Origin of the sequence: Butyrivibrio sp. VCB2006 (assembly GCF_000420945.1) — a bacterium.
Taxonomy (GTDB): domain Bacteria; phylum Bacillota; class Clostridia; order Lachnospirales; family Lachnospiraceae; genus Butyrivibrio.
On the sequence record NZ_ATVX01000001.1, the window covers coordinates 138,865 to 152,075 of the forward strand.

Annotated in this window: 13 protein-coding genes; 12 read left to right on the forward strand and 1 reads right to left on the reverse strand. The window is 39.8% G+C overall.

Going from position 1 to position 13,211, the window contains the following annotated elements:
• Positions 1–3 precede the first annotated feature (3 nt).
• Together pgmB and G613_RS0100570 are read left to right on the forward strand one after the other, a co-directional pair.
• The gene (gene pgmB, locus G613_RS0100565; protein ID WP_196805019.1) at positions 4–645 is read left to right on the forward strand and encodes a beta-phosphoglucomutase; all 642 of its coding nucleotides are present in this window, start codon (positions 4–6) and stop codon (positions 643–645) included.
• Between the two features lie 176 nt (positions 646–821).
• Positions 822–2,357, forward strand: coding sequence for a methyl-accepting chemotaxis protein (locus G613_RS0100570; protein ID WP_026651618.1), 1,536 nt, complete (start codon positions 822–824; stop codon positions 2,355–2,357).
• A gap of 295 nt (positions 2,358–2,652) precedes the next feature.
• Here G613_RS0100570 and G613_RS0100575 read toward each other — a convergent pair whose 3' ends face one another.
• Entirely contained in the window at positions 2,653–2,967 is a 315-nt protein-coding gene (locus G613_RS0100575; protein ID WP_029674335.1) for a helix-turn-helix domain-containing protein, read from the reverse strand.
• Between the two features lie 119 nt (positions 2,968–3,086).
• Here G613_RS0100575 and G613_RS0100580 point away from each other — a divergent pair, with 119 nt between their 5' ends.
• The 10 genes from G613_RS0100580 (at position 3,087) to mraY (ending at position 13,190) form a co-directional block, all read left to right on the forward strand.
• Positions 3,087–3,818 (forward strand): hypothetical protein, encoded by a 732-nt coding sequence (locus G613_RS0100580; protein ID WP_029230789.1) that lies wholly within the window; start codon positions 3,087–3,089, stop codon positions 3,816–3,818.
• Between the two features lie 26 nt (positions 3,819–3,844).
• Positions 3,845–4,558, forward strand: a complete 714-nt coding sequence (locus G613_RS0100585) for a metallophosphoesterase (RefSeq protein ID WP_029230790.1) — start codon at positions 3,845–3,847, stop codon at positions 4,556–4,558.
• Between the two features lie 159 nt (positions 4,559–4,717).
• A complete protein-coding gene (locus tag G613_RS0100590; protein ID WP_029230791.1) occupies positions 4,718–5,392 on the forward strand; it encodes a DUF3800 domain-containing protein in 675 nt (224 codons plus the stop codon).
• A gap of 165 nt (positions 5,393–5,557) precedes the next feature.
• A complete protein-coding gene (gene ychF / locus G613_RS0100595) occupies positions 5,558–6,655 on the forward strand; it encodes a redox-regulated ATPase YchF (RefSeq protein ID WP_029230792.1) in 1,098 nt (365 codons plus the stop codon).
• A 164-nt stretch (positions 6,656–6,819) separates the two neighbouring features.
• Complete coding sequence (gene lgt, locus G613_RS0100600; protein ID WP_155827997.1) at positions 6,820–7,710, forward strand: prolipoprotein diacylglyceryl transferase; 891 nt, start codon at positions 6,820–6,822, stop codon at positions 7,708–7,710.
• 232 nt (positions 7,711–7,942) lie between these two features.
• A complete protein-coding gene (gene mraZ, locus G613_RS0100605) occupies positions 7,943–8,383 on the forward strand; it encodes a division/cell wall cluster transcriptional repressor MraZ (RefSeq protein ID WP_029230794.1) in 441 nt (146 codons plus the stop codon).
• An 18-nt stretch (positions 8,384–8,401) separates the two neighbouring features.
• The gene (gene rsmH / locus G613_RS0100610; protein ID WP_029230795.1) at positions 8,402–9,343 is read left to right on the forward strand and encodes a 16S rRNA (cytosine(1402)-N(4))-methyltransferase RsmH; all 942 of its coding nucleotides are present in this window, start codon (positions 8,402–8,404) and stop codon (positions 9,341–9,343) included.
• 89 nt (positions 9,344–9,432) lie between these two features.
• The gene (locus G613_RS0100615) at positions 9,433–9,873 is read left to right on the forward strand and encodes a cell division protein FtsL (protein WP_029230796.1); all 441 of its coding nucleotides are present in this window, start codon (positions 9,433–9,435) and stop codon (positions 9,871–9,873) included.
• A gap of 9 nt (positions 9,874–9,882) precedes the next feature.
• Entirely contained in the window at positions 9,883–12,171 is a 2,289-nt protein-coding gene (locus G613_RS0100620) for a penicillin-binding transpeptidase domain-containing protein (protein ID WP_029230797.1), read from the forward strand.
• Positions 12,172–12,221: 50 nt separating this feature from the next.
• A complete protein-coding gene (gene mraY, locus G613_RS0100625) occupies positions 12,222–13,190 on the forward strand; it encodes a phospho-N-acetylmuramoyl-pentapeptide-transferase (RefSeq protein ID WP_029230798.1) in 969 nt (322 codons plus the stop codon).
• Positions 13,191–13,211 lie beyond the last annotated feature (21 nt).

The following is a 13,211-nucleotide window of genomic DNA, read 5'->3' on the forward strand; positions in this document are numbered from 1 at the left end:
AGGATGGGCAAGATGAATATAAAAGGGATAATCTTTGACCTGGATGGAGTCATCTGCAGCACCGATGAGTATCACTATCAGGCGTGGAAATCCATCGCGGACGATGAGGGGATATATTTTGACAGAAAGATAAATGAAAGACTCCGTGGAGTCTCAAGGGCAGAAAGCCTTGAGATCATACTTGAGAGGGCAGCAGCTGTATACAGCCCGGAGGAAAAGGCTGATCTCATGGAAAAAAAGAACAATATCTACAGAGAACTTCTGAAGAATATGTGCCCCGGGGATGTCACTGAGGAGGTAAGAAGCACCTTAAGGGAGCTTAAGGAAAGAGGATATGGTCTTGCCATTGGCTCTTCCTCAAAGAATACCCGGTTCATCCTGGAGAGGACAGCCCTTACTGATGCCTTTGACGGTATCAGCGACGGCAACATGATCTCCAGGTCCAAGCCCGACCCTGAGGTGTTCATCAAGGCTGCGGGAATTCTTGGGCTTAAAAACGAGGAGTGCCTTGTGATAGAAGATGCAATCTCGGGTATAAACGCGGCAAATGCAGCGGGGTTTCACAGCGTCGGAATAGGCCCTGCCGCGGAGTGTGACGAAGCAGAGTTGAAAATAAGTTTTTTTTCCGAAATACTGGATATTTAGTTTCAAAAAAATGCTGGAAAGACAGGTAATACAAGGTGAAATAAATAATTCATTTCAACGCAGAGTTTTTTAATAATAATTTCAGAGATATTTACTTATGAGAATTTGCGAAATTTAGTAAAATAGTTGTGGCAATCTAGTTAACATAAACCATTTATCTCAGGAGGAAATTATCAATGAATAAAAAATCTGCTTTTGAAGTATACCTGTCTGCGGTTTTTAAATGGGGTATTACTGCACTGGTATCGGCCTGTATGTTTGCTACAGCAATGTTCATAGTAGAAAAGACAATTGGCTTTTATCAGGTTATCCCTTGGATCGCAGTAATAATTTTCGGTATCATGGATGTGTGTTTCTTTATTACAGGAATGCTGATTCTTAAGTCTTCATTTGATGAAGATGGATATTTAAAAGATGGAAAACTTCAAATAGGAAAGATTTTCTGCTCAGTTGTTCTTATCATTCAGTGGAACTACATTATTTACATGGTTCCGACCAGAACATTCTGGGGATTTTTATGTTTCTTCCTGATACTTATCGGATTCTTTATGGATATTAAGCTACTGTCCGTTACCGGCAGTATTTGTATTGTTTCTATGTTTATTGCATGGTTTGTCAGAGGCACAGCTCTTTTGCCGGTAAAAGACGAACTCTTTATTACAGATGTAATCATGTGTGTTGTAGGCCTTGTGCTTTCGTTAGCCGGCCTTGTAATGTTCTTATTCTTTGTTTCACACTTTTTGATTACTGCCAAAAAGGATGAGCTTGAAGAGAACAACAGGCGTGTTACAGGTGTTATGGATGCTGTTCGTTCAATATCTTCTAAGATGGTAACTGCAGGAACAACTCTTTTGGATATCTCATCAAGTGAGAGCGCTTCAGCAGAAGAGCTATCAGCAACAAGTGATGAGCTTGTTAAAAACAGTAATATTCTTGGTAATAAAGCAGATGAGAGTATGGCAAACTTGTCAGAGCTTAATGATTGCGCAAGCATTGTAGAAGAAAATGTTGAGACTGTTGAGAAGACATCTGACAACCTTCTTAAGAAGTCAAAAGAAAATGAGAAATCATTAAATGATCTTCAGGGAATAAATTCTGAAGTTTCTGATTCTATGGCAGTTACAACAGATATTGCAGACAGACTTCTAAAGGCAGTAGAAGAAATAGGAACAACGCTTGAACTTATTCAGGGAATTTCGTCATCAACAAGCCTTCTTGCTCTTAATGCTTCAATTGAGGCCGCAAGAGCGGGTGATGCTGGAAAGGGATTTGCTGTTGTAGCAACTGAAGTTGGTAAGCTTGCAGAAAACACGCAGAGCTCACTTAAGGACGTTGGTGCAATAATTGAAAGAGTTCAGAAGAACGTAGAAGAGATTACAGGACAGGTTGAGATAAATGCCAATAAGCTTGCTGAACAGAATGAACAGTTTAAGACAGTATTTGGCGACATAAGTGAAATGACTACAATGCTGAATGATTCGGTTAATGCAATTGAAGAGATGAATGAGGCACATAAACGCCAGTCAGAAATCATCAAAAAAACTGTTGAGATTAACCAGAATATCGCAGAGAGTATCAGAAGTGAGAACGAGCAGTTTGTGGCTATCAGTACCATGGCTGGAAATAATGCTACAAATACTGAGCATGTTGCACAGCAGGCTAGTGCAATCAATGACATGGTTGATGAGATTAATCGTCTTCTAAATAATTAAAAAGATGTGAGTGTCAAAAGACTGTGCTTTCTAAAAAAGAGGGCACAGTCTTTTTTTATTTAATACGAGGAAATTGCCTATTTCACGTAATTTTACATAAAATCACATAGATTTACACCAATTGGTGTAATATAGGCGTTTTTGGGGCGTAGAAACTAAAAATTCGGCATCATCACGCGGGTAGTCCTAGGGCTACTAATTACAGTGGAAAATATTACATAAGAATCTAAAAACTCTCAACACTGTTGAGAGTAAAGAGCGGTTGTTCTTAAACAGAATGACGGCTCTTTTTCTATTATTTTTGCCATATTTTGATAGTTTCAAGAAGCTTTTCTTTTTGCATGTTATCTAGTTTTTTTATTTCAGTCCAGAGAGCGTTGTCGATAGCCGATTTTTTATAGCTTGGCTCTATATTTCCTACAAGCTCGTCTAAGGTTATTCCCATGAGCTTGGAATAATAAATAAGAAGCCTAAGGGACATGGCAGTACGCCCTTTTTCAACATTGCTTATATAGCCGGGGGTAACATCTAGCTCTTTTGCTACCTGATTTTGTGTCATGCCAAGATTTACGCGATAGTTCTTTATTTGTTCGCCATAGTTTTCGTTCATAATTTTGTCCTTATTTAGTAATAATATAGTAATTATACTATTGGTATTGACAATAATGGAAGCATTTGATTAGTATAATAAATATTCTAATAATATATTTTTGAAAGTGGGGGAATGTAATGAGCGGAAAAGCTATAAGAGAGTATTTTGATGATTATATCAAATATTATCCAGAGAGATGGCGGTGGTCATTGAAGAACTCTGATGAACAGAGCGAAAGATATCTGCAGACTAGGGCTAGGAGAAGTGCGGGCTTTTATGGTCAGGATAAAGATTTAAAACCAGATTTTTATTCAATAGAACGAGATGCTGTTCAATTTGAATTAAGGCATGTTGAATGGACTGATTTTTTTGGACTTACTTGGGAAGGCCAAAAGGGGATTCTAGCTAGAGCAGGAGCTCCAAATTATCAGGGTAATCTGTATTACTACGATAATGATGAGAGCTATGATGACGAGAACTATTGCGTATCATATGAGTATGATGCGTATGATGATCAACCTCCAGCAAATCTCTATACAAAAGTACGATGGGATGGAATCCATCATTGGATTGATACTGCCAATGCATGTGATATCGAGTATAAATATGTAGTCAACAATCATTTGTTTAAGGATACGCATATTGAGCTGAGATATGAAGATGGTGAAGAATTAAGAGTTTATGAGGATTATGAGCCGCTGATCGAGGGTTTATTAAAACAAGGAAAGAATGATTTAGTAGAAAAAGTTTTCAGATCAATGAATGAGCATTTTTTGAGATTAAGGGATTCAAGTAGAGAAGAGGAACGAGCTTTTTATCCTGGGAAGACCGCTGAGGAAATGTTTTTGGGAAATAGCAATAAAGAGTAATTCTGTTAGATAAAGAAAGGGAAAAAGTGAGCAGAGTATTAGTGATTCCTGATGTGCATTTAAAGCCTTGGATATTTGATAATGCTGATAAAGTGGGCAGACAATCATATGACACCATTGTTGTTCTTGGTGATTTGGTAGATGACTGGGAACAGGGAAATAATCTGGAGTTATATAAGAAAACATTGGATAGGGCGGCATTGTTTGGCTTGGAGCATCCGAATTCTTTGTGGTGCTATGGAAATCACGATGTTTCGTACTTGTGGGATCAGATGGAATCCGGCTATTCAATCGTTGCAAGAGAAACAGTGATTGATGGTATTACCAAGCTTGAAAGAACTGTTGGGGAACGGTATAAGTTTGTTCATAAGATAGATGATGTTCTGTTTAGCCATGCAGGGCTTTCTGAACGATTTGTTCTACATGAGTGTGGATATCATATGAAAGAAATTGAAGATATACTTTCCAAGGTTAATCGCATGGGAATGCGTGATTTATGGAGAAACAGCTCACCGATTTGGGTAAGACCTCAGCATTCTTTCATAAGGATGTTCAGGGATGATCTATTTTATCAGGTGGTTGGACATACGCCTGTGGAGGAACCTCTTGAAGCATGCGGAGTGTTGACGTTGGATCTTTTTTCTACATATCCAGATGGAACGGCATATGGAAATCAAAAATTGTACATTGTAGATACGATAACAAGAAAATATAAAGAAGCTAAGTGCAAGAAAGTATAAGAACAATAAGTTGTTTGCGGGCTGAAAATCAACAATGAGATGTTTGAAATGTTGAAAAAATAGCTCATTTATGTTATTATAATGTTGATCTGAGCGAGAGCTCTTTGGATCACCGCAGACGGGAAGAATTTCCCGTCATTTTTTTTGGAGTTAACCACGATGAGAGAACTTAGCATTTTTATAGATGAGTCAGGTGATTTTGGAGAAACAAGGGATGTAAGAGATTACTATTTAGTGACTTTTGTTTTTCATGATCAAAGTAATGATATCACTGAAAAAACTATGCAACTAGAAAAAAGCGTTAAAGAATCCGGTCTGGACATCGAGTATATTCATGCGGGCCCTGTTATTCGTAAGGAAGGAATTTTTAAAGAGCATTCTTTAGACGAAAGAAGACAGTTGCTTTATAAGATGTTCAATTTTGTAATGAAATGTCCTATAAATTTTTGCACTGTTGCCATCAAGAGAAAAGAGGCAAACGACAGAGTTCAGCTTTCTGGCAAACTGGGAAAAGCTATAAATGCAATGCTTAAAGAGCATATGGATTATCTTAAAGAATATGATAAGGTGATTGTATATTATGATAATGGGCAGAGAGAGCTTGGTTCGATTCTTAATGCTATATTCTCTATTCAGTTATCAAATGTTGAATTTAGAAAAGCTGAACCACAGAAATATCGTCTCCTTCAGGCTGCAGATTTTCTGTGTACTATCGATCTCCTTCAGATTAAAAGGGATGAAAAAAGATTGAGTAAAGGAGAACAACAATTCTTTTATAAACCGAATGAACTTAAAAAGACGTTTATTAAGGGCATAAGCAAAAAGAGGATATGAAATATTTAATGAGGTTGTCCAAAATGGACAACCTTTATTATTGAGCTGAAATGTGATATTATGTCATGGGTTTCTGTGCCGTGGTACTCGTTGCGTCGCTCGACCTGTAGTTCATGTTGAAACATACTGGAAAATCAAGCTTTTTTAAAGGAGAAATATACAAATATGAAACTAGGAATCGTAGGTTTACCAAACGTAGGTAAATCAACACTTTTTAATTCACTTACAAATGCCGGAGCGCTTGCTGCAAACTATCCTTTCGCAACAATCGATCCTAACGTAGGAGTTGTAGCTGTACCGGATAAGAGACTTAAGGCACTTGGAGATCTTTATCATTCCAAGAAGGTTACACCGGCTACAATCGAGTTCGTTGATATTGCAGGACTTGTTAAGGGCGCATCTAAGGGTGAGGGACTTGGTAACCAGTTCCTTGCTAACATTCGTGAGACAGATGCAATTGTTCATGTTGTAAGATGCTTTGAGAATCCTAACGTTGTTCATGTTGACGGATCTGTAGATCCTGCAAGAGATATTGAGACAATCAATCTTGAGCTTATCTTTGCAGACCTTGAGGTTCTTGAGCGTAGAATTGCCAAGGTTACCAAGACAGCAAGAATGGACAAGACAGCAGCCAAAGAGCTTGAACTTCTTAATAAGATCAAGGCAACTCTTGAGGACAACAAGATGGCAAGAGAGCTTGAAATCGAGGACGAGGATGAGAAGGCTCTTATGAATACAATGGACCTTCTTACATGGAAGCCTGTTATTTATGCTGCCAATGTTAAGGATGATGATCTTGCAGACGACGGTGCATCTAACCAGTATGTTCAGTCTGTAAGAGAGCTGGCTGCTAAGTCAGGTAGTGAAGTATTTGTAATCAGTGCTCAGATTGAAGCTGAGATTTCAGAGCTTGACGAAGATGAGAAGGCTGAGTTCCTTGATAGCCTTGGACTTACAGAATCAGGACTTGATAAGCTTATCGCAGCAAGTTACAGAACTCTTGGACTTATGAGCTTCCTTACATCAGGTGAGGATGAGACAAGAGCCTGGACAATCAAGATTGGAACTAAGGCTCCACAGGCAGCAGGTAAGATTCACACAGACTTTGAGAGAGGCTTCATCAAGGCAGAGGTTATTAACTACGAGGATCTTCTTCGCGAGGGTTCACTTTCTGCAGCAAGAGATAAGGGACTTGTTCGTATGGAAGGTAAAGAGTACGTGGTTCAGGACGGCGACGTAATCTTATTCCGTTTCAACGTGTGATACTGTAAAGAATCGCAGTAAAAAGTGAAAGGAAGACAATGCAAGTTTACTTGCAAATTGGCTTACTTATACTTTTTAGTATGAGGCGCGCAGCGCCTCAACGAGAAAATGCGAAGCATTTTCGAGTCTGTGGTTATACATACAATTAACGGGAGGGTATGAAAATGCCAGACATAATGGGGAAGATGGACATTGCGTTTCCTAATATAAATGTCTATCTAAAAAATGTGCCTAAGGATTTTTCAATTTTGGGCTTTACTATTGCTTTGTATGGCGTGATCATTGGATGCGGATTTTTCCTGGCACTGCTTCTTATTTCCAAGATTGCAGCAAAGACAGGACAGAAATCTGATGATTACTGGGATATTGCGGTTTATATCATTATCTTTTCTATAATCGGAGCCAGACTTTACTATGTATTTTTTGCCTGGGATTATTACAAGGATGATCCCATAAGCATCCTGTATCTCAGAAATGGTGGCCTTGCAATTTACGGCGGCGTTATAGCAGGTTTTTTAACAGCCTTTATCTACGCTAAAGTCAAGAAAAAGAGTTTTCTGATGATGACAGATACCATTATGTACGGCCTTGTTCTTGGACAGGTGCTGGGTAGATGGGGGAACTTCACTAACAGAGAGGCTTTTGGTGAATACACTGATGGACTTCTTGCCATGAGACTTCCTGTAGAAATGGTCAGAAGTGGTGAGATAACAGCTCTTATGCAGGAGCACATGAGCGAAGCTACCAATTATATTCAGGTAAGTCCCACATTCCTCTATGAGAGCTTGTGGAACCTGTGCCTTCTGATTATTCTTCTGATTTATTGCAAGCACAAGAGATTTAACGGAGAAATAGTTCTTTTGTACCTTGGCGGTTATGGCCTTGGAAGAGCATGGATAGAGAACCTCCGCACAGATCAGCTCATTATGCATTCAACAGGACTTCCTGTATCACAGATGCTGGCTATCTGCCTTGTAGTATTTGCAGTGGCGACAGATATTATAGTCAGAATCAGACTTAAGGGTAAAAAAGTAGAAACCTGGCCGGGTTTATAAAAAAATAATATTTATTTAGAAAAACTAAATATAGTTTCAAACATCAGTCTCCACCCAACTTATTGTGTTGGGCGGAGATTTTTTTATGCTTTTTAAACGTTTCAGCAAATTAGAGAAGGGAAATTTGCTATTTCAAAGGGTTGTTTTATGAAAAATAATACTTTATAATGCATTTAGGTGGTAAAAAGTGTCACAAAGTGGTAAAAAGTGGTAGAAAAAGTGGTAAAATAATTTGGGAACAGCATTTAAAGGTGAATACAGTCATTCCATAGACGCTAAGGGAAGACTCATAATGCCTGCTAAATTCCGCGAAATCCTTGGTGAACAGTTTGTGGTGACCAGAGGATTCGACGGATGTCTTTTTGTGTTCTCAGAAGATGGCTGGGAGAATTTTGAAGAAAAACTTCAGGCTCTTCCAATGGATAAGCCGGAAGCCCGTATGCTCAGCAGATTCTTCCTTGCGGGAGCTATTGATGCTGAAGTGGATAAACAGGGCAGAATACTGATTCCTGCCAACCTTTTGACCCATTCCAAGATTACCAAGGAGGCTGTTGTTGCCGGTGTAGGTAACAGAGTTGAAATTTGGAGTAAGGATGAGTGGGAGAAGGCAAGCACCTTTGATGACATCAATAGTATTGCTGCCAAGATGAGTGAGTACGGACTTAGTATCTGATTAAAATAGGGCTGGAATATGGAGTTTAAACATTATTCGGTACTCCTTGATGAGTGCCTGGACAATCTGAATATTAAGCCTGATGGAATTTATCTTGATGGTACACTGGGCGGAGCCGGTCACTCTTTTCACATAGCAGAAAGACTTATCGCCGGAGGTCACCTCTATGGGACAGATCAGGATGAAGATGCCATTGCTGCAGCAACTAAGAGGCTTGAGCCCTTCGCTGACAGAGTAACCATCATAAGAGATAACTACGAGAATGCAGTGGTTAGACTTAAGAACCTGGGAGTTACCGGAGTTGACGGAATACTGCTTGATCTTGGAGTTTCTTCTTATCAGCTTGATAACGCTGAGAGGGGCTTTACTTATAAAGAAGATGTACCTCTTGATATGAGAATGGACCAGCGACAGACATTAACTGCCAGAGATATCATAAATGATTATTCCGAGACTGAGATCTTTCATATCATAAGAGACTACGGCGAGGATAAGTTTGCCAAAAATATAGCCAAACACATTTGCATAGAAAGGGCTAAGGCTCCTATAGAGACTACCTTTCAGCTAAATGACATTATAAAGGCTGCAATACCTGCCAAGATGAGGGAAAAGGGCGGACACCCAAGTAAGAGAACCTATCAGGCAATCAGAATTGCGCTTAACAGAGAACTTGATGTTTTACAGAACTCATTGGACGGATTCATTGATTTCCTTAATCCGGGCGGAAGATTATGTGTAATAACTTTCCATTCCCTTGAGGATCGAATTACCAAGAATAATTTCCGAACCAACGAAAATCCTTGTACCTGCCCATCAAATTTCCCGGTTTGCGTATGCGGCAAGATATCTAAGGGCAAAGTAATTACAAGAAAACCAATTCTGCCAAGCAACGAAGAGCTTGCAGAGAATAAGAGATCACAGAGCGCGAAGCTGCGCGTTTTTGAGAAGACCTCAAATTGAAATGATCATATTTCGGGAGAAAGGAGCAATTTGTAATATTGCTCCTGATCCTGAAAAACATGCTAAGTAAGTCGGAAGGAGGTGTGAGCATGGCAACTAGATATGTTTACGGTAATACAGTTCGAAGAGTAGCAGACCCGGTTCGTGAGAGAAGACCATACCATGTTCATGAACCTCAGCAGAAGAAAAAGAGACATCACATGAGCCTTGGATATTTGTTATTCCTGTCCCTGGCTGTTATGCTTATGGTTGTTACATTGGCCTGGTATATCTCACTTCAGTCTCAGATCACAAATAGTGTTAAAAACATTGCTACACTAGAGAGTCAGCTTAACACATTGAAACAGGAGAATGATGAGGCGTATAATAGAGCGAATGGAAATGTTGATCTGGATGAAGTTAAGAGGATCGCTATCCAGGAATACGGAATGACTTATGCAACTGAGGGGCAGATTGTAACATACTCTGATGGAGGCGGCAATGACTATGTACGTCAGGTGGCTCCAATTCCCCAAAGTGATGGAAAGTGATACAGAGTAATGAAGAAAAAGAAAGCTAAGAATGCCTATAAATTTACCATTGGAATGAAGAAAAAGCTGGTAGTACTGTTCGTATTAGTACTACTGGCTTTCGTTGGGTTAGGGGCCAGACTTATCCATATTACTATGAACAAGGGCGAAGAATACGAAAAGCAGGTTCTTTCACAGCAGCAATATGACTCAACAACCCTTCCTTTCAGAAGAGGAGAAATACTGGATGCAAACGGAACCATCCTTGCATACAGTGAGAAAGTTTACAATCTCATTCTTGATGCCAAGCTCCTTTTACGTGATGAGAAGTACCTGGAGCCGACACTTAAGGCTCTTGTGACAAATTTTGATGTGGATGCTTCTGAAATTAGGAAATATCTCAGTGAACATCCAACTTCTCAGTACTATGTCCTGGCCAAAAAGCTTTCTTTTGACCAGATTGCCGAATTTCAGGAAATGATAACTCCCGGAACAGACAAGTATAATGAAGATATCCAGGGAATATGGTTTGAGTCAGGATATGTTCGTAAGTATCCAAACGGACAGCTTGCTTGTGATGTTATTGGTTTTACCTCCGGTGATAACTACGGAATGTACGGTCTGGAAGAATACTACAATGATGTTCTGTCAGGTACTGCAGGAAGAGAATACGGATATCTTGATGATGATTCCAAGCTTGAGAGAACTACAATTGCTCCCACAGATGGAGATAGCATTGTAACAACCATCGATGGCAATCTTCAGAATATAGTAGAGAAATACCTTCAGGAATTTAATGATCAATACGCCAATAACGTCAGACAGGCAAATGGTGCCAATAACGTGGGCTGTATCATGATGGATGTTAATTCCGGAGAGATACTTGCTATGGCAAGCTATCCCTTTTACGATCTCAATAATCCAAGAGATACTTCCAGACTTATCGGAATGCCTTCAGTAGATGAAAAGGGCAACAAGGTTAAGGGAGAATCTGTATTTGATTCAGGAGTGTATATCACTCAGGAAATGATTGACGGATTCACAGATGAAGAGCTCTACCAGAATTACAATGCTCTATGGAAAAATTTCTGTATTACCGATACCTATGAACCGGGATCAGTAGCCAAGCCATTTACTGTCGCTACAGGACTTGAGTCAGGAACAATTACAGGTAACGAAGTGTATAACTGCCCGGGATTTTTGAACGTAGGTGGTTGGGATATCAAATGTCATAACACTTACGGCGATGGCTATGTATCTGTAGAAAGAGGAATCGAGATTTCTTGTAACGTTGCCATGATGTACATTGGCCAGTCTATAGGTGTTAACACTTTTGCCAAGTTCCAGAAGCAGTTTGGCTTTGGACTTAAGACAAACATTGACCTTGCAGGAGAAGCCAGAACTGAAGGACTTACTTATTCTGCAACAGACATGGGACCAACAGATCTTGCGGTCAACACTTTCGGACAGGGCTTTAATGTAGATATGATCGAGATGATCACAGGATACTGCTCACTTATAAATGGTGGCTATTACTACGAACCCCATGTGGTAAAAAAGATTGTTAACTCATCAGGAGCTACTGTTAAAAATATTGAACCAAGAGTTCTTAGACAGACAGTTTCCCAGAGTACTTCCGATAAGATCAGACAGTACTGCGAAGCGGTTGTTATGGGAGATGAAGGTACAGGTAGAACTGCAAGACCTGCGGGATATCGTATCATTGGTAAAACAGGAACTGCCCAGACTCTTCCCCGTGGTAACAGACAGTACGTTGTATCCTTTATGGGAGCAGCTCCGGCTAATGACCCCAAGGTAGCAATTTATGTGGTTGTAGACAGACCCAATATAGCTCAGCAGGACCAGGCAAGACTTGCGACAGTTCTTGTGCGTAAGATCCTGACAGAAGCTCTTCCTTATCTCAATATTCCTATGACTGAAGAACTTTCAGATAAAGAAAGGCAGGAACTTGAAGAACTTCGTGAAAAGATGGTTACACCTGTTATTCCGGAGGCTGCTGCTGAAGGTGATAGCAGTGAAAACGGTACAGAGACAGCAGAAGGCGCAAGCGAGGGACAGAGTGATGACGGCACTATAAGTCAGGAAGAAATGGATGCCGCCAATGCAGAACGAAAAGAAAAATCGTCTATCTGGCAGTCGTTTGACGTTGACCCTGAGACGGGGTATTATATTGACCCGGAGACAGGAAAACTTCTTGATCCAAACAATGGAAGTCCGGCAGGAGAAGATACACTTCCGGATTTTGATGGAACAGGAACTGCCGGAGATTTAGAAAGTATAGAAACAGGTAATCAGTAATGACCGGTTGATTGTTATCGTTGCCTATAGTTGTTAGTGAGGAAAAAACAGTGAGTGATTATGTTCTTAGAATTTTGATACCAACATTGGTTTCTTTTGTTATTGCAGTTCTTATAGGCCCCAAGGTGATTGAACTATTGAAATCACTTAAGGCCAAGCAGACTGAAAGAGAAGAGGGCCTTGAGTCCCACAAGAAAAAGACAGGAACCCCTACAATGGGCGGTATTATTTTTCTGATTCCTTTTCTTGTTATAGGTATCTTTTATGGTGCACATCATAAAGAAATAATCCCTGTACTGATTTTGACCTTTGGATTTGGAGTTGTAGGATTTCTTGATGACTACATCAAGGTTGTAAGAAAACATAATGAGGGCCTTAAGCCTCTGCAGAAGCTCTTTGGACAGCTTGTGGTGGTTGTGCTCTTTGCTTTGTATGTAACTCTGTTTACAGATATTTCTCTTGCAATGACAATTCCGTTTACAGACATAACTCTGGATTTTGGAATTATAAATTATCCGATTCTTTTCTTTATTGCTTTGGGAACAGGTAATGGAACAAATCTTACTGACGGTGTAGATGGCCTTTGTGCTTCAGTTACAGCAGTTGTTGCAGCTTTCTTTGTTATTGCAGCAATGCACTACAATGCAACCGGAGCTGAAGTTATGGCAGCTGCTATGTTTGGAGCTCTTTTGGGATATCTTGTATATAACGTTTATCCCGGCAAAGTAATGATGGGAGATTTGGGCTCCCTTGCTATCGGCGGTTTTGTGACCAGTATGGCTTACATGATGAAGATGCCTATCTTTATTGTTATCTTTGGATTTATCTACTTACTTGAGGCTGTATCAGTAATCATGCAGGTTTCCTATTTCAAAGCAACCCATGGTAAAAGAATTTTCAGAATGGCGCCTATTCATCATCATTTTGAAAAGGGTGGCTGGTCTGAAACCAAGGTCGTTAATGTATTTACAACAATTACAATTCTTATGTGCCTGATTGCTTATGCGGGACTTAGATAAACTAAGAATAATTACAATTGA